Genomic DNA, 23,548 nt, shown 5'->3' on the forward strand with positions numbered 1-23,548 from the left:
CGCGTGCCCCGAAGGCAGCGCGGGCCCCGAAGGCACGGGTCGGGCTGTGGAATAGGTCACGTCGGTCAGTCACCCTTGCAGGCCCGCCACCGCTTGCGGGATCGGCGCAAGGCTGCGCCACCTGCGGGCCGGTGTCAACTGACCCCCCGGCCCGCAGCCTTGTCGGCAGCCCCGTTCAGCCCCGGCGCGACAATTGGCGCGCCAGAACAAAGGCCGCCACGAACACAGCCGTCGTCATCGGGTCGGCCGCCGCCGCCCGCGCCTGCGGCGCATGGTGCGCTGCGGCCGCGGCCACCGCCTGTTCGACGGCCAGCGCCACCGATGTCGCCGGCGGCTGCCTGCGGGCCCGCAGCGCGATGATCCCCGAAACCGCCAGCAGTCCGGCACCGATGATCGCGGCCGCCGCAACCGCGCCGACCTCGGGCACCAGCGCGATGTAGCCCGCAGCCAGCACGAAGCCCGCGCCGACAGCCGCGAACACCCCCGCAACGACCAGCGCCGCAAGGTTTCGCAGCGCCCCCCGTTGCAGGGCGCCCGCGATCTCGGCCGCCCCGGTCACCCAGGACAGCAGGCCCTGGCTCACCGGCGGCTCAGCGCGCCCAGCAGAAGCCCCACCCCGGCCGCTATCCCCAGCGCCATGTAAGGGTTTGCCGCCACAGCGCCTTCCAGCCGCACATCCGCCGAATGGCCCTTGCGGGCAACATAGTCGGCAGCTTCCGACATGCCTTCCGTGACATCCTTTGCCAGCGCCTGACCACGGGTCAGCGCGGCAGCGTTCACCGACTTGGCAAGCTTTGCCATGTCGTCGCGCATGGCCGCGAGCTGTTCGACCAGGGCTTCATAATCCGCGGCGACCGCAGCGGTTTTCGAGGAAAGATTATCTTGGGCCATCGGGCATTCCAGACTTCGTTGTTTCAGAAAGGTCGTTTGCGTTCAGCAGGATCGACATCGGACGCAAGCGCCGCCGCAGGCGCCGGATCGACAGGGGGCGATTGCCGAACAGCGCCATCACGCCACCGGCAGACACCGCCGCCACTCCGGCAAACAGCATCAGCGTCGTCGCAGAGACCGCTTCCGCCCTGCTCACCGCGTTCAACGCACCGTCTGCCGCCCCGGTTCCGGACAAGGCGAAAAAAAGCAGCACGCAACCGACCGCAAGGCTGAAGACTCCGATGACGAAAGGAAGTCGCATGGCATCCTCCGGGCTCAGGGATGGCGTGCCACGGGCTGCGGCACCGGCCATCCGGCATCACGAAAGCAGAAACCCGGTGTCCCGCACCAATCTGGATCAGTCCTGCCGCCCGTGCGCCGATCAATTCCCGCCCGCCCCGGCCCGCCCCGGCCCCCGGCAAGGGCCGCCCCGGTTCCTGCCAGACCGAGCACCGGCCCGCCCGCCCCCAGCGGCGAATCGCGGCCGGGGCGCGGCCGCTCCGGCCGCCCGTGCCGCGCCCCGGCCGCCGTGAAGTCTTGCCGGATGCTTAACGGAAAAATGTATTGACAGCTTTTCCAATGACTTGCCGCGATTTTCACGCGTGAAAGGCCCCCGCCCGCCCGGCAGGCCCGCAAATTTTGTCAGAGTGATATGCAAGACACCAACATGGATCAGCGCGCCGCCCCGCCCGCCGATCCATTGTAAGGCGTGTCGTCTCTCCGCTGCGTCGGCATGTGTCAGTAAAGAGTAACGGCAAGGCCCCGCGCCACGTATCCGGTCAGACTTGGGACGGATATCCGGCGCGGGCCTTGCCACGACACCCCCACCCCCCCTCGGAACCCCACGCCCCCTCAGCGCAGCAACGGGCCGTCGTGATCCAGATAGCTGCGATCGAAGTCGGTCAGCCGCACCAGCCCGGCATAGTCGTCGAAGGTGACGCGGCTCTTCTGGAAGGTCAGCAACTTCTCCTCGCGCAGTTCCCGCAGCACCCGGTTGATGTGGACCGCACTCAGCCCCAGCGCGTCGGCCAGCAGATACTGCGACAGCGGGCAGTCATAGCCCTCCTTGTCGCCCAGCCCGACCAGCCGCAGCCGCGCCCCCAGTTCCAGCAGGAAATGCGCCGTCCGCTCGACCGCGTTGCGCCGCCCCAGCCCGACCAGATGCTCGACCACCATCGCCTCGTCGCGCGACATCGCCCAGAGCACGGCGGTGGCCAGCCTCGGCGTGTCGCGGAAGGCCGCCATCAGGTCTTTCACCACCACCTGCGACGCCTCGACCCGGGTGATCGTCTCGATGCTGTGATCGGCCGTGCGGAACAGGATCGACCGCAACCCGAGGAAGTCGCCCGGAATCTGGAAATCGACGATCTGCCGCGTGCCGCCCGACAAAAGCTTGTAGGAACACACCCGGCCATCCGCGAGGATGTAGGCGGACTGGTCGATCTGCCCCTCCACCATCATGTCGCGCCCCGCCGCGAAGGTGCGCCGACGGCGATACATGTCCGAGAGCACCGTCAGCTCGTCATCCGCGAGCGCGACAAATGCCCCGAGCTTGAGCGCCAGCGGGCTTTCCTGGATCGACAACATCGGCACACCTTCCTTCGCCGCGACCGTCCTGACGGCGACAGTCCCTGCGTCACCCACTCAATCGACCATGGAAGGCCGCGACGCTGCTGTGCATCAGTGCAGCATACGGTTTTTCTGCAAAAATGACAAGGTTGATCGCGGTGTCAGCGGGAATGTCCCGCTTTCTGCGAGACGCATGGAAAGTACCCTCGAATGGCCCTTTTGAACGACGTGTCTGGCACCGCAGCACTCGCGATCTGCGAGTCGCTCCTGCTCGCGCTCAACGATCGCAACGTCCTTCCCGAGCGGGAAATCGTCGGCATCCTTCAGGATGCGGCCGACGCCCACAAGGACGCGCCCCGGATCGACGGATCCGGCGCTTTGCACGAGGCGGTGGTGGATCTGATCGAGACGATCCTGGCCGGCGGCAATTCGGTGCGCCGCCGCTGATCCATGCGGCCGGACCCGCATCCGGGGCCCGGCCGGTCTTGGAATTGCCGCTTGCGGCAGAACCCCGCAGGCCGCCCCCTGCGGGCAGACCGACGGGTGTCGCGTCTGGCTGGCGCGTCCGGTCGTGGCGGGCCGGGGTCAGATCCGCCCGGTCAGCACGAGAATCAGCAGGATCAGCAGCACCAGCCCCAGGCCGCCGCTGGGGCCGTAGCCCCAGGAGGCAGAATGGCCCCATCTCGGCAGGGCGCCGATCAGCATCAGGACAAGCAGCACGATCAGAATGGTACCAAGCATGAAATGCACCTTTTCGGGTTGGGCCCCCGGAAGGGCCGTGTTCATCGTTGCGGCTCTGCCCGGTCGGGCGGAGCCGCTGCTTCGAGGGCCTGTCAGATCTTGCGCAGATTGTCCTTGGCCTCGCCGACGGCCGAGCGGACCTTGCCTTCGGCCTTGTCAAGCTGACCCTCGACCTTCAGGCCGGTGTCGCCGGTCGCCTTGCCGACGGCGACCTTGATGCCTCCCTTGGCCTGCTGCGCCGCGCCCTTGATACGATCCTTGTCCATGATGTCTTTCCCTAGCTTGCCGGCGATGATGTCCGGGTTCACGACCTGCCCCGGCCGTTGCGGCCTGCGGAAGGGCCCGCCGCAAAGGCAGGGCGGTCAGGATCATGATGGCACCCTGCGCCCGGGGCGGCACTAACTTCGGTCAGCACCGCAGGCCACACTCCTGCCGGACCCGCCCCGGCGGCCACCGCGCCATGTGCGGACTGCCCTGCGCGGCGCGATTTTTCTACGAAAAATCAGACCGCTCCACCGGGCCGGCGCGGGATTCTTCGTAGAAGAACCGGGGTCGTCGCAGGGCTGCGTCAAAGCACCGCCCCTGCCCCTCAACCCGGATCGGCGATCACCGTCTGGCGCTGGCGTCCCAGCCCGGCGATGCCCAGTTCCACCACATCGCCCGCCCGCAGGTAGTGCCGCGGCCTCATCCCGTGCCCCACGCCGGGGGGCGTGCCGGTGGAAATCACGTCGCCGGGGTGCAGCGTCATGAACTGGCTGAGGTAGCTGACCAGATGCGCCACGCCAAAGACCATGGTGCGGGTGCTGCCATTCTGCATCTGCCGCCCGTTGACCGTCAGCCACATCGCCAGATCCTGCGGGTCGGGCACCACGTCGCGGGTCACGAGCCAGGGGCCGAGCGGGCCGAAATTGTCGCAGCTTTTTCCCTTGGTCCACTGACCCGCCCGTTCCATCTGGAAGGCGCGTTCGCTGACATCGTTGGTCACGGCATAGCCCGCGACATGGGCCATCGCCCCGGCCTCGGTGACGTATTTGGCCCGGGTGCCGATGATGACCGCCAGTTCCACCTCCCAGTCGGTCTTTTCCGAGCCGCGCGGCAGCGGGATCGGGTCATCGGGGCCGCAGAGCGCCGAGGTGGCCTTCATGAAGACCACCGGCTCGGGCGGCACCGCCATGCCCGATTCCGCCGCGTGGTCGGCGTAGTTCAGCCCGATGCAGATCACCTTGCCGGTGCCCGCGACGCAAGGCCCCAGCCGAGTGCCCGGCGCGACCTCCGGCAGCCCGGCCGGATCGAGTGCGCGCAACGCCGCCAGACCCGCATCCGACAGCACGTCGCCGCCGATGTCGGCCACCACGCCCGACAGGTCGCGCATCGTGCCGTCTGCCGCCAGCATCCCCGGCCGTTCGGCCCCTGCCGCCCCGTGTCGCAACAGTTTCATCGCCGTTCCCCCTCAGACATTCGCCCAGCCGCCGTCGATCACATGCGCGACCCCGGTGGTATAGCTTGACTCGTCGCTGGCAAGATAGACCACCAGCGCCGCGATTTCCTCGGGGCGGCCGATGCGCCCGATCGGCTGGCGCGCGACGAAGGCGCGGCGGGCCGCGTCGTAATCGCCGGTGGCGCGCAGGCGGTCCTGAAGCGACGGGCTTTCCACCGTGCCGGGGCAGATGGCGTTGGCGCGGATGCCCTGGCCGATGAAATCGGCGGCAATCGCCTTGGTCAGGCCGATCACCCCGGCCTTGCTGGCACCATAGGCAAAGCGGTTCGGCGCCGCGATCAGGGCCGAGACCACCGACGCCATGTTGATCACCGACCCGCCGCCCTGCGCGATCATCCCCGGCAGGAAGGCCCGGCACATGCGATACATCGCCGTCAGGTTCAGATCGAGGCTGGCGGCCCACTGATCCTCGTCGCAATCGAGAATCGTGCCAGACGCCACCATGCCCGCGCAGTTGAACAGCACATCCAGCGGCCCGACCGCCGCCACCGCCGCCGCGATGTCGGCCGCATCGCGCACGTCGAGCCTGCGCACCTCCATCCCTTCGGCTTCCAGCGCGGCCAGCGCCGCCGCGTTGACATCGGTCGCGATCACGCGTGCGCCTTCGCGGGCCATGGCCAGCGCCGACGCCCGCCCGATGCCCTGCCCCGCCGCCGTCACCAGCGCGGTCTTGCCTTGCAGTCGCCCCATGTGTCCCCCCCCCAGGCCCCGCGCCGGACCGGCCTTTCAGACCAAGGTCGGTTCCCCGCGCCACTTCGGCGTTGTAACACTGGCGCGATGAAGACGGAACATGCGCCCACCCTGCCCCCGCGCGGCCTGTCCTGGCCGGACTGGTCGCTTGCGGCCCAGTTCGCCGTTGCCGGGGGCGTGGTGATGCTGCTGGCGATGCTGGTGGTGGGCAGCGTGGTCGCGGGGCGGATCGAGGATGCGGTGGTGCGCAACACGGCCAATGCCACGGCGCTTTACATGGAAAGCTTCATATCGCCGCTGAGCCAGGATCTGGCGCGGGAGGAAACCCTGTCGCCGGGGGCGCAGCGTGCGCTGGACGAGATCTTCACCAACACCCCGCTGGGCGAGCGCGTCGCGTCCTACAAGATCTGGAAACAGGGCGGCCTGCTGGTCGATGCTTCGAACAAGGCGCTGGTCGGGCAGCGGTTCGAGGTGACCGAGAACCTGAGGCTGGCATGGCGCGGCGACGTGCGGGCCGATTTCGAACAACTGGGCGACCCCGAGGATGCGGGCGAAAAGGCGCTTGGTTTGCCGCTGCTGGAAATCTACAGCCCGATCCGCGAGGTCTGGTCGGGCCGGGTGATCGCGGTCGCGGAGTTCTACGAGGTTGCGACCGGCCTGAAGCAGGATCTGGCGCGCGCCCGGCGCAACAGTTGGGGCACCGTGGCGCTGGTGATGGTGCTGATCGGGGCCAGCCTGTTCGCCATCGTGCTGCGCGGCAGCCGCACCATCGACCGCCAGCTTGCCGCGCTGACCGAGCTTTCGGCCCACAACACCGCGCTGCGCCTGCGGGTGCAGAATGCCGCCGCGCGGTCCTCGGCGATGAACGACCAGGCGCTGCGCCGGATCGGGGCCGACCTTCATGACGGCCCGGCGCAACTGATGGGCTTTGCCGCGCTGCGGCTCGACGCGCTGCGCGGCGCTGTGGCGACCGAAGGCGCCCATGCCGATCTCGACGCGGTCGAGACGGCGGTGAAGGACGCCATCCGCGAGATCCGCACCATCTCGCGCGGGGTGGCGCTGCCCGACATCGACCAGCGCCCGGTGCCCGATCTGGTGCAGGGGCTGGCCGATGCCCATGCCGCGCGCAGCGGGATGCCGGTGGCAGTTTCGTGCGATCTGCCCGAGGGCACCGACCTTCCCGCCGCCGTGAATATCTGCGTCTACCGCTTCGTGCAGGAAGGGCTGAACAACGCATGGCACCACGCGGGCGGCATCGGGCAGGAGGTGCGGCTGCGGGTCGGTGACGGTTTCCTGCGCCTGTCGGTGCTGGATCGCGGGCCGGGTTTGGGGCCGGGCCTCGGGTCGGGCCTCGGGTCGGGCCGTCCGGCGGGCGACGGCGGGCTGGGCCTCAGCGGCCTGCGCGACCGGGTCGAAAGCCTTGGCGGCCAGTTCGAGGCGCGCAACCGGACCGATCCGCCTGACGCGGGCGGGGCCGAACTGAGCATGGTATTGGACCTGAGGGGGGCTGCATGACCGAAGTGCGGATCGTCGTGGCGGATGACCATCCGCTCTATCGTGAAGGCGTGGCGCGCAGCCTGTCCGACGACCCCGGCCTGTCGGTGGTCGGGCAGGCGCAGGACGCCGGGGCCACCATCGAGCTTGTGGCGCGGTTGCGGCCCGATCTGGTGCTGCTCGACATCTCGATGCCGGGGGGCGGCGGCATTGCCGCGCTGCGCGAGATCATGGCGATGGACAGGCCGCCGCAGGTCGCGATGCTGACCGCTTCGGAAGAGGACGACGACGTGATGCAGGCGCTGAAGGCCGGGGCATCGGGCTACATCCTGAAGGGGGTCGGGTCGCGGGAACTGGTGCGGCTGGTCAAGGATATCGCGGCGGGCCAGTCTTACGTCTCGCCCGCGCTGGCCGCGCGCATCCTGAACGCGATGCGGGTCAATGCCGGGGTGCTGCAACGCCCCTCGGGCCCGATGGACGACCTGTCGAAACGCGAGGAGGACATCCTGCGGCTGGTGGCGCAGGGCAAGAGCAACAAGGAGGTCGGGCGCGACCTCGACCTGCAGGAAAAGACCGTCAAGCACTACATGACCTCGATCCTGCAGAAGCTGCATGTCCGCAATCGGGTCGAGGCTGCCGTGCTGGCGCGCGAGCATCTGAAGAAATAGCCCCTGATCGGGGTTACAGCCCCAGCGCGGCGCGGATGCGGGCCAGATCGCGCGGCGTGGCGCTGCGGCGGGTGACGCGGTTGCCGTTGGGGTCGGCAAGCTGGTAGGTGCCGCCCGAAAGCGTTTCGGTCCAGCCGCTGGAATCGATGATCTGCACCCTGCCCTGCCCGCCGCTGACCACGGCCACGCCGATCGCATCGCCGCGCCGTGCCGGATCGCGGATCAGGTCGCGGTAGGCCGACAGGCGCCCGAGGTCGGCCTGCGTGCCCGGCCTGCGGTCGCGCACCCGGCCCCTGGCGTCACGCCGTTCATAAATCCCGCCCCGCAGAGATTCGGCGCTGCCGTCGGCGTGGAACAAGTGAATCCCGTCGCCGCCGAAGCCGCCACCGGCCTTGCCGTCGCGCGCCGGGTCGGGGCGTCCGGCGCCGGGGTTGCCGTCATCCTCGCCCGCGCCCCCGCCGTCGTCGTCGCCGTCGCCGTCGTCGTCATCATCATCATCATCGTCGTCGTCGCGATCGGCGTCGCGGTCCGACCCGTGCCCGCCGCCATCACGGTCGCCGCCCTTGGCCCAGGCTGCCGCCCCGCCGCCCAGTTCGCCGGGCAGGCAGGCAGGAAGGCCGGCCCAGAGGGCGAGGGCAAGCATCATGATCCATCTGCGGGTCATCCCCGTGGTCTCCGGTCTTTGAAATGTGCGGGGTCGGCGCCGGGGCGAACCCGGCACCGACCCGTCGTGATCCTTGCGCCGCCCGGTGTCCTCACCCCGGCGGCGCGGCGGTCCGGCCTCAGCGCAGGGCCATCAGCCGGTCGATGTCGGCCTGCGTCGCGGGGCGTTCCTCGACGGTCCGGTTCGCGGCGTTCTTGCGTTCGTAGATGCCGTTCTCGATCTCTTCCTTCGAGCCGTTGCGATACTCGACCTCGATGCCCCGGGCCGAAACCTCGACCTTCGCCACGCGTTTGCCGCCCATGCCGGGCTGGTGATGGGCGCCGCCGCTGCCGTGGCGCGGCCCGCGGCCGTCGATCCCGGCATCGTCGCGGCCGCGGCCGCGGCGGTCATCGCGGCCCCGGTCGTCGGCGCCGTGGCGGGCCTCGGCCGTGGACGGGGCAAGCGTGATCATGCCGTCGGGGGCTTTGGAAAGATGCACCGGGGCGGCGGCCATCAGGGCGGCGGCACAGAGCATCGGCAGCAGGCGGAAGGATCGGGTGGTCATCGCGTTTCTCCTCGTGGTCGTCCGCAACCACTGCGGACTTGCCCCCTCTCCATGCACCCCCCGCGGGGCCTTGCGAAGCCGGGCGGGACCGATGCCGGGCCGCGCCCGACCTCCTGCGGATCAGACTGCGCCGAAGGTCGGGGAAAGGCATCGGACCAAGGTCGGGCGGGATGGACGGTTGTCAGGCGAACAGCCGCGCCTCGACCGCGCGCAGGTGCTGGCGCATCGCCGCCTGCGCCAGTTCGGGGTCGCGCGCGGCGATGGCGGCAACGATCCGGTCGTGCGCGTCGAAACTGTCGTGGCCGGCGGGCGGACGGGCACCTTGGCGCACCATCCGGCCCCAGGACACCATGCGCCGCAGCGTGTTGAGCTGGTCGAACAGCGCCAGCAGCGCCACCGAGCCGCTGGCCTCGGCGATCTGGCGGTGGAACTCGTTGTCGAGCGCCTCGTATTCGCGCCAGGTGGCCGCCTGCCGTGCCCGCGCTGCCGTCAGGGTCATCGCGGCGATGGCGGCGGCCGGTGCATGAAGGGCCGCGTCGCGGCAGATGGCGGGTTCCAGCGCAGCGCGGGCGCGCATCACGTCGGCGGGGCTCAGCTTCTGCGCCAATTGGCCGAAATCATTTTGGCTGGATTGGTTGGCATTGGTTGCCAGAAAGGTTCCCTTGCCGACATGGCGCCACAGCGCGCCCTCCTGCTCCAGCGCATCCAGCGCCTTGCGCAACTCGAAACGGCGCAGGCCAAGTTCGACGCAGAGAATCCGTTCCGGCGGCAGTTTTTCCCCATGTTTATAGCCACCACCGGCAATGAATGCCCGCAACTGGGCCAGCGCCGCGCTGTCGGACAGCACGGCAGGCCCACGACCGGAGTTGTCACTTGCAGGCGGGGCATCAGGGGCGGTCAGCGTCATGGGGTCAACATTGATCATTGTTCCTGCGAGCCAAACTACATTGATCCGGATTGATTGGCGAGCGGAAATCTGCCATGCAAGGCAACCAGCACAAGGGAGACCCGAGTCGATGCCATCCTATGCGATCACCCCGCCCCCCGTTGTCGCAGCCCCCATCGAGGGGTCGGACCAAGTCTTCCCGGTGCGTCGGGTCTATTGCATCGGGCGCAACTACGCGGCCCATGCCATCGAGATGGGCCATGATCCGAACCGCGAACCGCCGTTCTTCTTCCAGAAGAACCCCGACAACCTGGATTTCACTGGCAGCTTTCCCTACCCCGACAGATCGTCCGACGTTCATCATGAAATCGAGATGGTGGTGGCGCTGAAATCGGGCGGGGTCAACATCCCGGTCGATCAGGCGCTTGATCACGTCTGGGGCTACGGGATCGGGCTGGACATGACGCGGCGCGACCTGCAGGGCATCGCCAAGGACATGGGCCGCCCGTGGGAAATCGGCAAGGCTTTCGAGCGTTCGGCCCCGATGAGCCCGCTGAAGCCGGTGTCGGCGGTCGGGCATCCGGCGGCGGGAATGGTGCAGCTGAAGGTCAACGGCACGGCGAAACAGACCGGCGACCTGAACCAGATGATCTGGAAGGTGCCCGAGATGATCTCGTACCTGTCGGACTATTTCGAGCTGGCGGCGGGTGACGTGATCATGACCGGCACGCCGTCGGGGGTGGCGGCCATCCAGCGCGGCGACGTGATGGAGGCCCATGTCGAAGGCGTCGGCATCCTGACGGTCACGGTGGTCTGAGCCATGCGCCTGTCAGCTTGTCCGGGCGGGCGTCAAGGCACCGCCATATGGAAATCAGTCCGGCAGCCGGTTTGGCCGAACAGACCGGGGACCGGCAGCGAGAAAAGGGAAAATCATGCGCCTCGCCACTGCCGATCTGAACGGCACCCCGACCTGCGTCGCCCTGCTGGCCGATGACCGTCTGCTTGCGCTGGCGGCTGCGGCACGGGCGGCGGGCGATGCCGATGCCGCGCTGGGGGCGGGCAGCCTGCAGGCGCTGATCGACGGCGGGGCGGCGACGCTGGCCCGTGCCCGCGCCCTAGTCGAAAAGGCCGAGGCCGGCGGGCTTGCCGCCTGCATCACCCCGGCCGGGGGGGCGGCGTTCCTGGCACCGCTTCCGCGCCCGGAAAAGAACGTGTTCTGCGTCGGGCGGAACTACATCGAGCATATCGCGGAAGGCGCGCGGGCGCAGAACACCACCGTCGCCGTGACCGACGTGCCGGTATTCTTCACCAAGCCGCGCACCGCGGTGATCGGGGCATCGCAGGACGTGCCGATCTTTCCGCATGTCTCGACCCAGATCGACTACGAGGTCGAACTGGCGGTGATCATCGGCACGCCGGGGCGCGACATCGCGAAAGCCGATGCGATGGCGCATGTTTTCGGCTATACCATCCTGAACGACATCACCGCCCGCGACGTGCAGCGCCGCCATGGCGGACAGTATTTCAAGGGCAAGGGGCTGGACGGGTCATGCCCGATGGGGCCGTGGATCGTCACCGCCGACGATCTGCCCGACCCGCAGGCGCTTAAGATCGCGCTGCGGGTAAATGACGAATTGCGCCAGAGCAGCACCACGGCGGCGATGATCTTCGACATCGCCACCCTGATCGCCTCGCTGTCCGAAGGGCTGACGCTTGAGCCGGGCGACATTCTGGCCACCGGCACGCCTTCGGGCGTGGGCTACGCGATGACACCGCCGCAGTTCCTGAAGGACGGCGACACGGTCACCTGCGAGATCGAAGGAATCGGGCGGCTCGGCAACCGGGTCCGCACCGTTGCGGCCTAGGGGGCAAAGACCCCCGGGCCGACACCGCACTGCAACTCAGGGAGGATACCATGCTTACCAGACGGTTCGTCACCACCTCTGTTCTGGCCCTCGCGGCCCTGTCACCGCTGGCGCTGCCTGCCGCTGCGCAGGATCTGTCGCCGGTTGTCTTCGTGCAGCCCAGCCCCTCGGCGATCAACTCTTTCCCGGTCTTCGTGGCGATCGGCGAAGGCTACTTCAAGGACGAGGGGATCGAGGTCCGCGTCGAGTCGATCAACGGCTCGGGTGCGGTGCTGCAGGCGCTGTCCTCGGGGCAGGCGCAGTTCGGGCGCCCCGGTCCGGGGCCGGTGCTGGCCGCCCGCGCCCGCGGCGAGGATGCGGTGTTCATCTACAACGTCGCCGCGCGCAGCAACTTCGGCGTGGTGGTGCCCGCCGACAGCGAGATCCAGACCCCGGCCGACCTGAAGGGCAAGATCATCGGCACCGGCACCGCCGATGGCGCGGAAGTGGGCTTTGCCCGCAACGTGATGCTGGGCGCGGGCCTGAAGGACGGCACCGACTACACCTTCCTGACGGTGGGTGATGGCGGCCCGGCCACGGCGGCCTTCAGCAGCGGCGAGATCCAGGCCTATTCCGCCTCGACCGCCGATGCAGCGATCCTGAACCAGCGCGGCGTGCCGGTGCGCGAGATCACCCCGCCGGAATACGCGCGCTTCTTCGGCAATGGCATCGCCACCATGGGCGCCACGGTGCGCGACAACCCGGAGCTGGTCGAGAAGTTCGGCCGGGCCTTCGCGCGCGGCCATGCCTTCGCGCTGGACGACGCCAACCGCGAAAAGGTGCTGGCGCATCTGGCCACCGGCAACCCGCAGGAAAGCGAGGACGCGGCCTTCGCCTCGGCGCTGTTTGATGCGGTCCGGTCCAAGACCGTGCCGATCGACGCGTCCAAGGGGCTCGGCTACCAGCCGCCCGAAGTCTGGGAAGAATGGCAGGCCAGCATGATTGCGGGCGGTGACCTCGCGGGCCCGCTGCCCGACCTGACCGCCGCCTACACCAACGACTTTGTGGCCGCGTGGAACGAAGGTCTGAAATAATGCAGGCATCCGCAGCCGCAACCCCGTCGCTGACGCAAGGGGAAGCCGTCTATCAGTTGACCAATGTCGGCAAGACCTATGCCCGCAACGCCATCAAGGCGCTGGAGGCGGTGAACCTGACGTTGACCAGGGGCAGCTTTTCCGCAGTGATCGGGTCGAGCGGCTGCGGGAAATCGACGTTGCTGAAGATCATGGCGGGCCTGATCCCGCCCTCCACGGGGCGGGTGGTGCTGCAAGGCCGCCCCGTGACCGGCCCGCGCCGCGACATCGGCATGATGTTCCAGCAGGCCACCCTGTTTCCCTGGCGCACCACGGTGGAAAACATCGTGCTGCCGATCGAGATCCGCGACGGAAAGGCCGCGGCAAAGGCGGCACAGGAGCAGGCCCGCGCCCTGCTGGAACTGGTGGGGCTGAAGGGCTTCGAGACAGTGTTCCCCAACGAGCTTTCCGGCGGCATGGCGCAGCGCGCCGCGATCTGCCGGATGCTGATCACCGAACCCGCCGTGCTGCTGCTGGATGAACCCTTCAGCGCGCTGGATGAATTGTCGCGCGATTTCATGAACATGGAACTGCAACGCATCTGCACGTCGCGCAATGCGACGGCGTTTCTGGTCACCCATTCGATCCCCGAGGCGGTGATCCTGTCGGATGTGGTCTATGTGATGAAGCCCCGCCCCGGCCGCATCGCCGAGGTGGTGCCGATCGACCTGCCCCGCCCGCGCACGCTCGACATGATGACGACCCCGAAGTTCGGCAAGCTGGTCGAGCACATCCGGGGTCGGCTGGACAAGGAGGCTTTCCTGTGAGCAACCTCGAACGCATTGCCGACCGCAGCCCCGCATCGGAAGCCGACACGGTCTGGACCGAACAGGTGTCGTGGCTGGACCAGGTGCCGCGCAGCCTGCAGATGCTGTTCGTCTTTGTCGTGTTCATCGCGTTCTGGGACGTGATCACCCGCTTCGGCTTCGTGTCGCGCATCATCCTGCCGACGCCGCTGGAAACCTGGCATGACCTGATCTTCGTCGGGCGCAACCTTGCCACCGGCGGCTACATGCTGGCCGCCCTGTGGATCACCCTGCAAGAGGTGTTCTACGGCTTCGTGCTGGCCATCGCCATCGGCTTCACCCTTGGCGTGATCGTCGGCGAGACGGCGTTCGGCGAACGGGCGATCATGCCCTATCTCGTCGCCATCGACACCATGCCCAAGGTCGCCTTCGCGCCGCTGTTCGTGGCCTGGCTGGGGTTCGACATCGACAGCAAGGTGGCGCTGGCCGCCTTCATCGCCACCTTCCCGATCGTGGTCGGCACCGCGGCGGGGCTCCATGCGGCCGATGCCAACAGCCGGATGCTGTTCAAGACCATGGGCGCCACCCGCTGGCAGACGCTGGTCAAGATGAAGCTGCCGATGGGGCTGCCGCAGATCTTCACCGGGCTGAAGATCGGCTCGGTCGGCGTGATGGCCGGGGCGATCACCGGCGAGTTCCTTGGCGGCGGCAAGGGCTTCGGCGAGCTGATCCGCACCGCCGCCTCGCAGCTCAACACGCCGCGGGTGTTCTCGCTGATCCTCTACCTGTCGGTGGTGGGGCTGGGCCTGTTCGCGCTGGTCAGCGAAGTCCAGCGCCGCGTCGTGTTCTGGCACAAGGACCGCGTTGCGGGCGGCGAGGTCTGACCCGCCCGCCCGGGGGCTTGCCCTGCCAGGGCCTCTCGCTTACCCTTGCCACGGGGCCCGGTGCAATCCGCCGGGCCCCACGGTTCCCCACCCTCCCCCGCCCTGTCCGCAAAGGCCGCCCCGATGACCGCAACCCTTGCCGCCCTGATCGCCCGCGCCCCCGACGACGCCCCCGCCATCGGCGCGCCCGACCGTCCCTGGCTGACGTTCGGCGCCCTGCGCGCCCTGACCGGCCGGACCCTTGCCGCGCTGCACGCCGCAGGCATCGGACGCGGCGACCGGGTGGCCATCGTGCTGCCGAACGGGCCGGAAATGGCGGCGGCCTTCGTGACGGTGGCGCAAGGGGCCGTCACCGCACCGCTGAACCCGGCCTACCGGCTGGAGGAGTTCGATTTCTACCTGTCCGACCTCAGGGCCAAGGCGATCATCCTGCCCGAAGGCTATGACGGCCCGGCACTGGCCGCTGCGGCAACTGCGGGCCTCGTCGTGCTGCGCCTGACGTTCGATGCCGCAGATGCCGCGGGCAGCTTTGCCCTGCGTGCCGAGGCCACCGCGCCGGGCACGCCCGACACCGCCGCCGCCGGGCCGGACGACATCGCGCTGATCCTGCACACCTCGGGCACCACCTCGCGGCCCAAGATCGTGCCGCTGCTGCAGGCCAACGTGGCGGCCTCGGCGCTGCATATCGGCACGTCGCTGGCGCTGACGCCCGCCGACCGCTGCCTGAACATGATGCCGCTCTTTCACATCCACGGGCTGATCGCGGCGGTGTCGGCCAGCCTCGCCGCCGGGGCTTCGGTGTGGTGCGCGCCGGGGTTCGACGCGCTGCGCTTCTTTGGCTGGCTCGATGCGGCGCGGCCCAGCTGGTACACGGCGGTCCCGACCATGCACCAGACCATCCTGGCGCGCGCCGCCCGCAACGCCGACATCATCGCCCGCGCGCCGCTGCGCTTCATCCGCTCGTCCTCGGCCTCGCTGCCCGCGCAGGTGATGCTGGAACTTGCCGCCACCTTCCGCGCCCCGGTGATCGAGGCCTACGGCATGACCGAGGCCGCGCATCAGATGGCCTCGAACCCGCTGCCGCCGCGGGCGCAGAAACCGGGCTCTGTCGGCATCGCCGCCGGCCCGCAGATCCGCGTCGCGCACGAGGTCGAGAACCGCCTGCTCGATGACGGCATCGGCGAGGTGGTGATCTGCGGCCCCAATGTCACGCCGGGTTACGAAAGCAACCCCGAGGCCAATGCGAAGAACTTCTTCGAACAGGACGGCCGGCGCTGGTTCCGCACCGGCGACCTGGGCAGCCTTGACGCCGAGGGGTATCTGTCGCTGACCGGCCGGCTGAAGGAAATCATCAACCGCGGCGGCGAAAAGGTCTCGCCGCTGGAGGTGGACGGCATCCTGATGGACCATCCGGCGGTGCAGCAGGTCGTCACCTTTGCCATGCCGCACGCCAAGCTTGGCGAAGAGGTGGCAGCGGCGGTGGTGCTGCGCGACGGCATGACCGCCGACGAGGCCGCGATCCGCGCCTTCTGCGCCACCCGCCTTGCCGATTTCAAGGTGCCGCGCCGGGTCATCGTGCTGACCGAGATTCCGAAAGGCGCCACCGGCAAGCTGCAACGCATCGGTCTGGCCGAAAAGCTCGGCCTCGCCTGAGGCCTGCGCTTTCATCTTTGCCCAAATATCCCCGCCGGAGGCATAATATCTTGAAAATCTGCATCTTCGGCGCCGGGGCAATCGGCGGTTACATGGGGGCAAAGCTCGCGCAGGCCGGGGCCGAGGTGTCGCTGGTGGCGCGAGGCCCGCATCTGGCGGCGATGCAGGCCGACGGCCTGACGCTGATCGAGGATGGCCGCACCACCACCCTGCCCGTGCGCGCCTCGTCCGACCCCGCCAGCCTCGGCCCGCAGGATTACGTCATCCTGACGCTCAAGGCGCATTCGGTGCCTGCCGTGGTGCCGCAGATCCTGCCGCTGCTGGGGCCGGACAGCACGCTGGTCAGCGGGGTGAACGGCATTCCGTGGTGGTATTTCCACAAGGCCGGCGGGGCGCTGGAGGGCACGCAGTTGCAGTCGGTCGATCCCGGCGGCGTGCAATGGGCGGGCTTCGGCCCCGACCGGGTGCTGGGCTGCGTGGTCTATCCCGCCGCGGAAGTCTCGTCCCCCGGCGTGATCCGCCACATCGAGGGCAACCGCTTTTCGCTGGGCGAACCCTCGGGCGAGAAATCGGCCCGCGCGGTGGCCCTTTCCGAGGCGCTGGCGGCCGCCGGGCTGAAGGCCCCGGTCCGCCCGCGCATCCGCGACGAGATCTGGGTGAAGCTCTGGGGCAACCTGTCGTTCAACCCGATCTCGGTGCTGACGCTCGCCACGCTCGACGTGCTTTGCACAGACCCCGGCACGCGGGCGGTGGCGCGGGCGATGATGGTCGAGGCGCAGGGGGTGGCTGAAAGGCTGGGGGTGAAGTTCCCGATCGACGTTGATCGCCGCATCGACGGCGGCGCAGCGGTCGGCGCGCACCGCACCTCGATGCTGCAGGATCTGGAGGCCGGGCGACCGATGGAGATCGACGCGCTGGTGGCCTCGGTCGCGGAACTGGGCGTGCTGACCGGGGTGGCGACGCCGACCCTAGACACCGTGCTGGCGCTGGTGCGCCTGCGGGCGCGGATGGCGGCGCAGGGCTGAGGGACGGTCCTGCGGCAGGCCCCGGCGACGGGCGGGAGTGCTGGGCCGGAATCCGGCCTCGGTTAGCCCATTCGGGCGCCCGTCCCGCCCGTGGGCTGTCCGGTCGGCTGCGAAGGGCGGGCGGCTGGTTGCGGCGAGCCCCCGGTCAGCCGACGCGCTGACGCATCATCGCCCGGATCTGCCGCGCCGTCTCGGCCGGGGCGACGGTGCGAAAGATGTCGCGCATCATGTGCAGGTCGGCCTGCACGCCCGGCCAAAGCCCGCGCTTGGCACTTTTCGACGGGCTGTGGACCCCCGGCCAGCGGACGACGCCGATCCGGGCGTTCTGGTCGATCCATATCCGGTTCAGGAACACCTCGAAGCCGAACTTCGGCAACTGGCGCAGGGCGTCGATCCGGCCCGCAATCTGGGCCCGGGGCAGGATGCGTTCGCCCGACAGGTAATCCAGCCCGATGCCGCGCCACAGGCCGGGAGCGTTCTGCCGCAGACTTATGCCGACATCGGCGCGCCCCGAGGTGACCACCCCGATCAGCGCGCTAAGATGGCGGGTCTCGAGTCCCACCAGATCGCTGTCGACCAGCAGCAGCAGCGGGTGCCGCGCCGCCGCGATCCCCGCCGCAAGCGCCCAGGTCTTGCCCCGGTTTTGCGGCAGGCTGATCAGCGTGACGCCCGCGGTCTGCCGCACGATCTGCGCGGTGGCGTCGCTGGACCCGTCGTCGATCACGATCACCTCGGCGATGCCGGGGTGGTCGGTCACCGCGCGCAGCACCGCGCCGATGCGGGCCGCCTCGTTGAAGGCCGGGATCAGACATGACACGGCGGGCGCGGTCATCTTGCCACCCCGCGCCGCAGCCGCAGCCGCAGCAGGACCACCAGCCCGATCAGCAGCACAACCGCCAGCGAGCCCCAGGAAATCCAGCGGTCGATCTCGGCAAAGGCGTGGCCCGCGCCGTAGCCGATGGCAAGGAAAGCCAGCGTCTTCGGAATCGTTGCCAGCAGGTTGAACCACAGGAACGGCAGAAACGGCATCCGCGCGATGCCCGCCGCGACGAGGATGGCGGCACCGGCCGAATGGGTCAGCTTGCCAAGGATCAACGTGCGCCCGCCATGCCGCCCGAAATGCGCGGCAAGCTGCGCCAGCCGCGTGCCGTCGGCATCGACCAGACGGCGCAACCGGCCCGGCAGCGCCCCGCCCCACTTCCTGCCAACCCCGTAAAGCAGCGAGTCCCCGACCAGATCGGCAATCACCAGCACCACGAAGGCCGGAACCAGCGGAATGTGCGACAGGCTGGCCAGATAACCCGCGATCACCGTGATGATCGGCCCTTCCAGCACCGCGATCGGGGCCAGCAGGGGCAGGCCCTGGGTCGCCAGCAATGCAATCGCGCTTTCAAGTCCGATCATGTCCGGCTCACTCTGCCGTCGCGCCATGCGCCGCGCTGTCCGATGCAATCGGCGTGCCACGCCACACGAAGCCGCGCCGCGCAAAGGTGGCAATCCACAAGGGCGCCAGCATCAGGTCGCGCACCGCCCATGCCAGCACGTCGACCGGCGCGGCACGCCAGCCCCGGCGGGCCGCGAGCAGCGCCTCGATACCATACCACAGGGCGACAAAGCCAAGCGCCGCAGCCACCGGAACCGCGCCGGACAATGCCAGCACGGCCGCCCCCAGCGCCGGAAACGCCCCGCCATTCAGCAATTCCGGCACGAACAGCCAGAAAAACCCCTCGCGGCGGACGCGCGACCAGCGCAACTGCCGGTCCCAGACCTCGGTCAGGGTGCGCCGACCGATCGGGTGCGGCACCGGGCGCGGCATCAGGCGCACCTTCAGGCCCTGACCGCGCACGATCCGGGTGGCGGCGACATCCTCGGCCATGTTGCGGCCAAGCGCGGCAAGCCCGCCCGCATCCTCCAGCACTTTGCGGTGCCAGAACAGGGTCTTGCCCTGCGCAAAGCCGAGGCCGCACTGGTCGGCGGCCAGTTGCCAGCGCGCCTGGTAGGTATTCAGAAACGCGCATTCCACCGCCGCCCAGAAGCCCTCGGCCTGCACGCCTTCCGGCGGGGCCGTCACCAGGCCGGTGCCGGGCGTCCAGCAGGCCAGCAGGGTTTCAATATAGTCGGGCGGCAGCAGCACGTTGCTGTCGGCCATCGCGATCCATTCGGCGCCCGTGCCGTTCCAGCCCTTGGAAAGGTTGTTCAGCTTGGGGTTGCCGCTGATCGCGTCTTCGCCGATCAGCAGCCGGGCGTTGCATCGGGGGTGCGCCGCGATCAGCCGCCGCACCAGCGGCACGACCGGATCGTCGGCCGAGGCGGCGCAGAACACGATGTCGAGGTCGGGATAGGTCAGACGGAAGGACGAGGCCAGCGTTTCCTCCTCGAACGCGTCCACGCCGCAGACCGGGCGCAGCAGGCAGACCAGCGGCGGCGGCACCGGCATCCTGCCGCCCGGCCTGTCACGGCGCCAGAGCACGGCCAGGATGGTGGCGACATGCAGCGCCAGCGCCAGCGCGCAGAACACCGCCACCGCCAGCAGGACCGGCCCGGCCGCCATCACGCAAACCCCGCCAGCGCATCGTCGAAGCCTGCTCCCTCGGGCGCGCGGGCGGTCTGGCGTTCATCCTGCCAGGCCAGACGCATCAGCGTGCCGTCGCGGTGTTCGGCAATGGCCGTGCAACTGTCCACCCAGTCGCCGCAATTGGCGTAAACCACGCCGTGGTCGCCATGCAGGGCGGCCTTGTGGAAATGGCCGCAGATCACCCCGTCCTGATCGTGGCGGCGCGCAAGGTCGGCCAGCCGGGTCTCGAACCGGGTGCCGAAGGACAGCAGGCCGTTGACGCAGGACAGCAGCATCTGGATCGTGGTCGCACGTTCGGGGTCTGCCCGGTTGCGCAGGCGCCGAAGCCAGGCGTCAAGGCTGCGCAGCGACTCGTCGGCGCGGCTGCCCAGACGGGTCAGGGCGTGCCAGCGCAGCCAGCGCGCATCGCAGACATCGCCGTGCAGCACCAGATAGCGGCGCCCGTCGGCCGCGACGTGGAACGCATGTTCGGCAACCTCGACCGGGCCCAGAAAGCCTTCGTGATGCCGGTGTTTCGCCGCATCGTGGTTGCCCGACAGATAGACGATCCGCGCCCCCCGCTGCGCCCGCGTCCGCAGGATCGCCACGATCGCGTCATGCACCGGCGTCCAGTGCGGTTTGCGCACATGCCAGATGTCGAAGATGTCACCGACCAGGTAGAACGTGTCGGCGTCATGCTCGGTCAAAAAGCCGAGGATGCGCCCGGCGTCGCAGTTTCGCGCGCCAAGATGCAGGTCCGACAGGAACAGGCTGCGATGGTGGTGGCGGGCGCGTCCCGGCCGCTGGGCCGGGGGAAATTCCGCAGGATTCGTTGTCAACAGGTCTCGCATCGTAGTTCCGCCCCCTGATTGGTGCGTCCGGCTCCCAGACTTGGCGATAGATGCCAAGCCGATGACAAGATTTTGTGACCGATGCCGATGTCACCAGAATTTCATCATCACCGGGTGGAGCCTGTCAAGGTTGTTGGCATCGGGACGCTGCCCGGGCGGGAGCCGATCTGCAAGGCGCGGCCTGGTTGGCGGCTGCCTTGCGCCGGTGTGGGGCCGGGCACGCCCGCCCGCGCGCGGGTGGGTCGGCCGGTCAGGGGCGGCGACCGGGCGGCGCGGCCTAGTAGTCGCCCTTGCCGGTATGCTTGCGCAGCCGCGAGGGCGTCGAGAAATACCGGCCCTTGAAGGGGTTCTTGTCGCCCTGCCCGCGCAGCGTCAGGCGGATCGGAGTGCCCGGCATGTCGAAATGTTCGCGCAAGCCATTGACCAGATAGCGTTTGTAGCTTTCGGGTGTCTGTTCGGGCAGCGAGCACATCACGATGAAACCGGGCGGCCGGGTCTTGACCTGCGTCATGTAGCGCATCTTGATGCGCCGCCCGCCGGGGGCCGGTGGCGGATGCGCCTCGACCATGGCGCCAAGCCAGGTGTTCAACCGCGCGGTCGGGATGCGGCGGTTCCACACGTCATGCGCCTTGAGGATCGCCTCGTGCAGCCGGTCCAGCCCCTTGCCGGTCTTGGCCGACACCGTGACCAGCGGCGCACCGCGCAACTGCGGCAGCAGCCGCTCGAAGCTTTCGCGCAGCTCTGCCAGTTTTTCCTGCTTTTCGCCTTCCAGATCCCATTTGTTGACCGCCAGCACCACGGCGCGGCCTTCGGATTCGGCATAGTCTGCAATCCGCAGATCCTGCTGTTCGAACGGAATCTCGACGTCGAGCAGCACCACCACCACCTCGGCAAAGCGCACGGCGCGCAGACCGTCCGACACCGACATCTTTTCCAGCTTGTCGCTGATCCGGGCCTTCTTGCGCATTCCGGCGGTGTCGAAGATCCGGGTCGGCGTGCCAAGCCATTCGGTCTTGACCGAAATCGCGTCGCGGGTGATGCCCGCCTCGGGGCCGGTCAGCAGCCGCTCGTGGCCGAGGATCTTGTTGATCAGCGTCGATTTCCCGGCGTTGGGCCGCCCGATGACGGCGATCTGCAACGGCTTGTCCAGCGTCGGCTTGTGCGCATTGGGGTCGGCCTCGACCTCGGCCTCCTCCTCGGACACATCGACATCGACCACCGGGGCGTCGGCTTCGGCGCGTTCGCGGAAGGTGTCGCCGATCGGCAGCAGGATGCGGTAAAGGTCGTCCATCCCCTCGCCATGCTCGGCCGACAGGCGCACCGGGTCGCCGAGACCAAGGCTCCACGCCTCGATCGCGCCGGCATCCCCGGCCTTGCCTTCGGACTTGTTCACGCCAAGGATCACATGCGCGTTCTTCTTGCGCAGGATGTCGGCGAACACCTCGTCGGTCGGCGTGACGCCGACCCGGCCGTCGATCAGGAAAAGGCACACGTCTGCCATGCTGACCGCACGTTCGGTCAGGCGGCGCATCCGGCCCTGAAGGCTGTCGTCTGTCACCTCTTCCAGCCCCGCCGTGTCGATCACGGTGAAGCGCAGGTCAAACAGCTTGGCATCCCCCTCGCGCAGGTCGCGCGTCACGCCGGGCTGGTCATCGACCAGCGCCAGCTTGCGCCCGACAAGGCGGTTGAACAGGGTGGACTTGCCCACATTGGGCCGCCCGACGATGGCGAGGGTAAAGGTCATGCTGCCCTCCGGGGGCGGGTTCGTGCGTCAAGCCTGCTGCCTTACACGCCCCCGCGCCTAACGGAAAGCGTGAAGTTGCCCGTTGCCAGACATGACATACATCACGCCCCCGGCAAAGGCCGGCGCCGAAGCCGCCCCGCCGGGCAGCTCGACGCTGCCGACCAGCGCGCCGTTGACCGGGCTGAAGAAGCGAATCAGGTTGTCGGACGAGGCGACCACCAGCCGCCCACCCGCCAGCACCGGGCCGTAATGGGCAAAGATCGCCTTGCGGCGCTTGATCTTTTCCTTGGTGAAATAGGGCATTTCCACCGACCAGATCACCGCGCCGCTTTCCGCATCCAGCCGCACCAGCCGCGCCTCGTCGTTGACGAGGAACACCGAGCCGCCGACCGCAGCCACCGGCCCCAGCGCGCCTTCGGTTGCCGTCCACAGCTTTTCGCCGGTCGCGGTGCTCAGCGCCGCGGTGCGCCCCGAGGGCGTGCCGACATATGTCACCGCCCCCGCCACCACCGGATCTGCGGTCACGCCGCCGATGGTGCCGTAGGCGCGGCCCGCACGTTGACCGGCGACGACGCCGCCCCACACCCGCTCGCCGCTGTCGCGCCGCACCGCGACGATCTCGCCGCTGGAAAACGGCAGGATCACGGTGTCGCCGGCAATCGCGGGGCCGGCCGAACCGATCATGCCCGTCGCCTGCGGCACGGCCGGCACCTGCCAGCGCACCCGGCCGTTGGCGGTATCGACCCCCCAGGCCGAGGAATCGCGCCCGACCACATAGACCATGCCGCCCTCGACCGTGGGCGCGCCGGTCACCGGCGCTTCCAGTTGCTGGCGCCAGATCACGGCGCCGCTGGCCGGGTTGACCGCGATCAACTCGCCATAGCCGGTCGCCACGAACACCTTGCCGTCGCCATAGCCGAGGCCACCGCCCGACGCATCGCCCGCACGGTCGTTGCCGGGCGTCAGGTCGACCGACCACAGCGCCCCGCCGCCGGTCGAGGTGGCCGCCAGATGCGACTGGGAATCCAGCGTGAAGACTCGCCCCCCCGCGACAATCGGGATGGTCGCCGACCGGTAACGGCGGCTGTTGCCGGTGCCGATGTTGGCGGTCCACACCCTGACGGGGGCGGCGCTCAGGGCTGCATGGGGGGGCAGATGGCGGCTGTTGCCGGCGCGATGCGTCCAGTCGGCATTGGCCGTGACCCCGGGCAGCGAGATCGGCTGGCTGACGTTCTGGACGAAACGCGAGGTGTCGCGGGGGGCGGGCTGGCCTTCGACCGGCAGGCTGGCCTCCAGCGGCGCGCGCAGGTCGAACCTTTCGCCCGGCAGGATCAGTTCACGTTCGGCGCAGGCACCCAGCAACCCGAGAAGCGCCAGACCCGTCACCACTGCATTCCGCTTCACCGTGAAACCCCCGTCCCTGCCCCGTT

At 68.9% G+C, this 23,548-nt stretch carries 27 protein-coding genes; 10 read left to right on the plus strand and 17 right to left on the minus strand.

Annotated elements, in window-relative coordinates:
- Positions 1 to 175: 175 nt before the first annotated feature.
- From RNZ50_14530 to RNZ50_14545, 4 genes are all read right to left on the minus strand, one after another.
- Positions 176 to 583: a hypothetical protein gene (locus tag RNZ50_14530; GenBank protein MDT8856214.1), complete on the minus strand. Its 408-nt coding sequence runs from the start codon at positions 581 to 583 to the stop codon at positions 176 to 178.
- Positions 580 to 891, minus strand: a complete 312-nt coding sequence (locus RNZ50_14535) for a hypothetical protein (GenBank protein ID MDT8856215.1) — start codon at positions 889 to 891, stop codon at positions 580 to 582. The genes RNZ50_14530 and RNZ50_14535 overlap by 4 nt, the downstream gene beginning before the upstream one ends.
- The gene (locus RNZ50_14540) at positions 878 to 1,243 is read right to left on the minus strand and encodes a hypothetical protein (GenBank protein MDT8856216.1); all 366 of its coding nucleotides are present in this window, start codon (positions 1,241 to 1,243) and stop codon (positions 878 to 880) included. Before RNZ50_14540 ends, RNZ50_14535 begins: the two co-directional genes overlap by 14 nt.
- A 539-nt stretch (positions 1,244 to 1,782) precedes the next feature.
- Positions 1,783 to 2,517 (minus strand): Crp/Fnr family transcriptional regulator, encoded by a 735-nt coding sequence (locus tag RNZ50_14545; protein MDT8856217.1) that lies wholly within the window; start codon positions 2,515 to 2,517, stop codon positions 1,783 to 1,785.
- A gap of 192 nt (positions 2,518 to 2,709) precedes the next feature.
- On the opposite strand from RNZ50_14545, the gene RNZ50_14550 reads away from it, so the two are divergent.
- A complete protein-coding gene (locus RNZ50_14550; GenBank protein MDT8856218.1) occupies positions 2,710 to 2,946 on the plus strand; it encodes a hypothetical protein in 237 nt (78 codons plus the stop codon).
- A 138-nt stretch (positions 2,947 to 3,084) separates the two neighbouring features.
- On the opposite strand, the gene RNZ50_14555 is transcribed toward RNZ50_14550, so the two are convergent.
- The 4 genes from RNZ50_14555 to RNZ50_14570 form a co-directional block, all read right to left on the minus strand.
- Complete coding sequence (locus RNZ50_14555; protein MDT8856219.1) at positions 3,085 to 3,240, minus strand: DUF3309 family protein; 156 nt, start codon at positions 3,238 to 3,240, stop codon at positions 3,085 to 3,087.
- 92 nt (positions 3,241 to 3,332) lie between these two features.
- Positions 3,333 to 3,548: a CsbD family protein gene (locus RNZ50_14560; protein MDT8856220.1), complete on the minus strand. Its 216-nt coding sequence runs from the start codon at positions 3,546 to 3,548 to the stop codon at positions 3,333 to 3,335.
- A 281-nt stretch (positions 3,549 to 3,829) separates the two neighbouring features.
- Positions 3,830 to 4,678 (minus strand): fumarylacetoacetate hydrolase family protein, encoded by an 849-nt coding sequence (locus RNZ50_14565; GenBank protein MDT8856221.1) that lies wholly within the window; start codon positions 4,676 to 4,678, stop codon positions 3,830 to 3,832.
- Between the two features lie 12 nt (positions 4,679 to 4,690).
- A complete protein-coding gene (locus RNZ50_14570) occupies positions 4,691 to 5,428 on the minus strand; it encodes an SDR family oxidoreductase (protein ID MDT8856222.1) in 738 nt (245 codons plus the stop codon).
- A gap of 87 nt (positions 5,429 to 5,515) precedes the next feature.
- Here RNZ50_14570 and RNZ50_14575 point away from each other — a divergent pair, with 87 nt between their 5' ends.
- Positions 5,516 to 6,943 carry a histidine kinase gene (locus tag RNZ50_14575; GenBank protein MDT8856223.1) on the plus strand — a complete coding sequence of 476 codons (1,428 nt, stop codon included), beginning with the start codon at positions 5,516 to 5,518 and terminating at the stop codon, positions 6,941 to 6,943.
- Complete coding sequence (locus tag RNZ50_14580; GenBank protein MDT8856224.1) at positions 6,940 to 7,590, plus strand: response regulator transcription factor; 651 nt, start codon at positions 6,940 to 6,942, stop codon at positions 7,588 to 7,590. Before RNZ50_14575 ends, RNZ50_14580 begins: the two co-directional genes overlap by 4 nt.
- A gap of 13 nt (positions 7,591 to 7,603) precedes the next feature.
- Here the strand turns inward: RNZ50_14580 and RNZ50_14585 are convergent, their stop codons facing one another.
- The 3 genes from RNZ50_14585 to RNZ50_14595 form a co-directional block, all read right to left on the minus strand.
- Complete coding sequence (locus RNZ50_14585; GenBank protein MDT8856225.1) at positions 7,604 to 8,254, minus strand: hypothetical protein; 651 nt, start codon at positions 8,252 to 8,254, stop codon at positions 7,604 to 7,606.
- Between the two features lie 118 nt (positions 8,255 to 8,372).
- On the minus strand, positions 8,373 to 8,798 hold the full coding sequence (locus tag RNZ50_14590; GenBank protein ID MDT8856226.1) for a hypothetical protein: 426 nt from the start codon (positions 8,796 to 8,798) through the stop codon (positions 8,373 to 8,375).
- Positions 8,799 to 8,979: 181 nt separating this feature from the next.
- Complete coding sequence (locus tag RNZ50_14595) at positions 8,980 to 9,723, minus strand: FCD domain-containing protein (protein ID MDT8856227.1); 744 nt, start codon at positions 9,721 to 9,723, stop codon at positions 8,980 to 8,982.
- A 91-nt stretch (positions 9,724 to 9,814) separates the two neighbouring features.
- Between RNZ50_14595 and RNZ50_14600 the strand changes: the two genes are divergently transcribed.
- The 7 genes from RNZ50_14600 to RNZ50_14630 all read left to right on the plus strand — a co-directional run bounded on the left by RNZ50_14600 (position 9,815) and on the right by RNZ50_14630 (position 16,969).
- A complete protein-coding gene (locus tag RNZ50_14600) occupies positions 9,815 to 10,501 on the plus strand; it encodes a fumarylacetoacetate hydrolase family protein (GenBank protein ID MDT8856228.1) in 687 nt (228 codons plus the stop codon).
- A 115-nt stretch (positions 10,502 to 10,616) separates the two neighbouring features.
- Positions 10,617 to 11,549 (plus strand): fumarylacetoacetate hydrolase family protein, encoded by a 933-nt coding sequence (locus RNZ50_14605; protein MDT8856229.1) that lies wholly within the window; start codon positions 10,617 to 10,619, stop codon positions 11,547 to 11,549.
- 50 nt (positions 11,550 to 11,599) lie between these two features.
- Positions 11,600 to 12,622, plus strand: coding sequence for an ABC transporter substrate-binding protein (locus tag RNZ50_14610; protein MDT8856230.1), 1,023 nt, complete (start codon positions 11,600 to 11,602; stop codon positions 12,620 to 12,622).
- The gene (locus RNZ50_14615; GenBank protein MDT8856231.1) at positions 12,622 to 13,428 is read left to right on the plus strand and encodes an ABC transporter ATP-binding protein; all 807 of its coding nucleotides are present in this window, start codon (positions 12,622 to 12,624) and stop codon (positions 13,426 to 13,428) included. The genes RNZ50_14610 and RNZ50_14615 overlap by 1 nt, the downstream gene beginning before the upstream one ends.
- Positions 13,425 to 14,291: an ABC transporter permease gene (locus RNZ50_14620; GenBank protein MDT8856232.1), complete on the plus strand. Its 867-nt coding sequence runs from the start codon at positions 13,425 to 13,427 to the stop codon at positions 14,289 to 14,291. Before RNZ50_14615 ends, RNZ50_14620 begins: the two co-directional genes overlap by 4 nt.
- Positions 14,292 to 14,414: 123 nt before the next feature.
- Positions 14,415 to 15,944, plus strand: coding sequence for an acyl--CoA ligase (locus RNZ50_14625; GenBank protein MDT8856233.1), 1,530 nt, complete (start codon positions 14,415 to 14,417; stop codon positions 15,942 to 15,944).
- Between the two features lie 50 nt (positions 15,945 to 15,994).
- Entirely contained in the window at positions 15,995 to 16,969 is a 975-nt protein-coding gene (locus RNZ50_14630) for a 2-dehydropantoate 2-reductase (GenBank protein MDT8856234.1), read from the plus strand.
- A gap of 145 nt (positions 16,970 to 17,114) precedes the next feature.
- On the opposite strand, the gene RNZ50_14635 is transcribed toward RNZ50_14630, so the two are convergent.
- The 6 genes from RNZ50_14635 to RNZ50_14660 all read right to left on the minus strand — a co-directional run bounded on the left by RNZ50_14635 (position 17,115) and on the right by RNZ50_14660 (position 23,522).
- On the minus strand, positions 17,115 to 17,801 hold the full coding sequence (locus RNZ50_14635) for a glycosyltransferase (protein MDT8856235.1): 687 nt from the start codon (positions 17,799 to 17,801) through the stop codon (positions 17,115 to 17,117).
- Positions 17,798 to 18,373: a VTT domain-containing protein gene (locus RNZ50_14640; protein ID MDT8856236.1), complete on the minus strand. Its 576-nt coding sequence runs from the start codon at positions 18,371 to 18,373 to the stop codon at positions 17,798 to 17,800. The genes RNZ50_14635 and RNZ50_14640 overlap by 4 nt, the downstream gene beginning before the upstream one ends.
- A 7-nt stretch (positions 18,374 to 18,380) precedes the next feature.
- Positions 18,381 to 19,520, minus strand: coding sequence for a ceramide glucosyltransferase (locus RNZ50_14645; GenBank protein MDT8856237.1), 1,140 nt, complete (start codon positions 19,518 to 19,520; stop codon positions 18,381 to 18,383).
- Complete coding sequence (locus RNZ50_14650) at positions 19,520 to 20,362, minus strand: UDP-2,3-diacylglucosamine diphosphatase (GenBank protein MDT8856238.1); 843 nt, start codon at positions 20,360 to 20,362, stop codon at positions 19,520 to 19,522. Before RNZ50_14650 ends, RNZ50_14645 begins: the two co-directional genes overlap by 1 nt.
- Positions 20,363 to 20,651: 289 nt before the next feature.
- Positions 20,652 to 22,118 (minus strand): ribosome biogenesis GTPase Der, encoded by a 1,467-nt coding sequence (der, locus tag RNZ50_14655; protein MDT8856239.1) that lies wholly within the window; start codon positions 22,116 to 22,118, stop codon positions 20,652 to 20,654.
- A 57-nt stretch (positions 22,119 to 22,175) separates the two neighbouring features.
- Positions 22,176 to 23,522: a PQQ-binding-like beta-propeller repeat protein gene (locus tag RNZ50_14660; GenBank protein MDT8856240.1), complete on the minus strand. Its 1,347-nt coding sequence runs from the start codon at positions 23,520 to 23,522 to the stop codon at positions 22,176 to 22,178.
- Between the last annotated feature and the right edge of the window lie 26 nt (positions 23,523 to 23,548).

It is taken from the genome of Paracoccaceae bacterium Fryx2 (genome assembly GCA_032334235.1).
GTDB lineage: Bacteria > Pseudomonadota > Alphaproteobacteria > Rhodobacterales > Rhodobacteraceae > JAVSGI01.

What these genes read in the sequence shown, in the direction of transcription:
- RNZ50_14535 (MDT8856215.1), bottom strand. Translation starts at nt 891, where the DNA reads ATGGCCCAAGATAATCTTTCCTCGAAAACCGCTGCGGTCGCCGCGGAT.
- RNZ50_14540 (MDT8856216.1), bottom strand. Translation starts at nt 1,243, where the DNA reads ATGGCCGGTGCCGCAGCCCGTGGCACGCCATCCCTGAGCCCGGAGGAT.
- RNZ50_14545 (MDT8856217.1), bottom strand. Translation starts at nt 2,517, where the DNA reads ATGTTGTCGATCCAGGAAAGCCCGCTGGCGCTCAAGCTCGGGGCATTT.
- RNZ50_14550 (MDT8856218.1), top strand. Translation starts at nt 2,710, where the DNA reads ATGGCCCTTTTGAACGACGTGTCTGGCACCGCAGCACTCGCGATCTGC.
- RNZ50_14555 (MDT8856219.1), bottom strand. Translation starts at nt 3,240, where the DNA reads ATGCTTGGTACCATTCTGATCGTGCTGCTTGTCCTGATGCTGATCGGC.
- RNZ50_14565 (MDT8856221.1), bottom strand. Translation starts at nt 4,678, where the DNA reads ATGAAACTGTTGCGACACGGGGCGGCAGGGGCCGAACGGCCGGGGATG.
- RNZ50_14570 (MDT8856222.1), bottom strand. Translation starts at nt 5,428, where the DNA reads ATGGGGCGACTGCAAGGCAAGACCGCGCTGGTGACGGCGGCGGGGCAG.
- RNZ50_14575 (MDT8856223.1), top strand. Translation starts at nt 5,516, where the DNA reads ATGAAGACGGAACATGCGCCCACCCTGCCCCCGCGCGGCCTGTCCTGG.
- RNZ50_14580 (MDT8856224.1), top strand. Translation starts at nt 6,940, where the DNA reads ATGACCGAAGTGCGGATCGTCGTGGCGGATGACCATCCGCTCTATCGT.
- RNZ50_14585 (MDT8856225.1), bottom strand. Translation starts at nt 8,254, where the DNA reads ATGACCCGCAGATGGATCATGATGCTTGCCCTCGCCCTCTGGGCCGGC.
- RNZ50_14590 (MDT8856226.1), bottom strand. Translation starts at nt 8,798, where the DNA reads ATGACCACCCGATCCTTCCGCCTGCTGCCGATGCTCTGTGCCGCCGCC.
- RNZ50_14595 (MDT8856227.1), bottom strand. Translation starts at nt 9,723, where the DNA reads ATGATCAATGTTGACCCCATGACGCTGACCGCCCCTGATGCCCCGCCT.
- RNZ50_14600 (MDT8856228.1), top strand. Translation starts at nt 9,815, where the DNA reads ATGCCATCCTATGCGATCACCCCGCCCCCCGTTGTCGCAGCCCCCATC.
- RNZ50_14605 (MDT8856229.1), top strand. Translation starts at nt 10,617, where the DNA reads ATGCGCCTCGCCACTGCCGATCTGAACGGCACCCCGACCTGCGTCGCC.
- RNZ50_14610 (MDT8856230.1), top strand. Translation starts at nt 11,600, where the DNA reads ATGCTTACCAGACGGTTCGTCACCACCTCTGTTCTGGCCCTCGCGGCC.
- RNZ50_14615 (MDT8856231.1), top strand. Translation starts at nt 12,622, where the DNA reads ATGCAGGCATCCGCAGCCGCAACCCCGTCGCTGACGCAAGGGGAAGCC.
- RNZ50_14625 (MDT8856233.1), top strand. Translation starts at nt 14,415, where the DNA reads ATGACCGCAACCCTTGCCGCCCTGATCGCCCGCGCCCCCGACGACGCC.
- RNZ50_14635 (MDT8856235.1), bottom strand. Translation starts at nt 17,801, where the DNA reads ATGACCGCGCCCGCCGTGTCATGTCTGATCCCGGCCTTCAACGAGGCG.
- RNZ50_14640 (MDT8856236.1), bottom strand. Translation starts at nt 18,373, where the DNA reads ATGATCGGACTTGAAAGCGCGATTGCATTGCTGGCGACCCAGGGCCTG.
- RNZ50_14645 (MDT8856237.1), bottom strand. Translation starts at nt 19,520, where the DNA reads ATGGCGGCCGGGCCGGTCCTGCTGGCGGTGGCGGTGTTCTGCGCGCTG.
- der (MDT8856239.1), bottom strand. Translation starts at nt 22,118, where the DNA reads ATGACCTTTACCCTCGCCATCGTCGGGCGGCCCAATGTGGGCAAGTCC.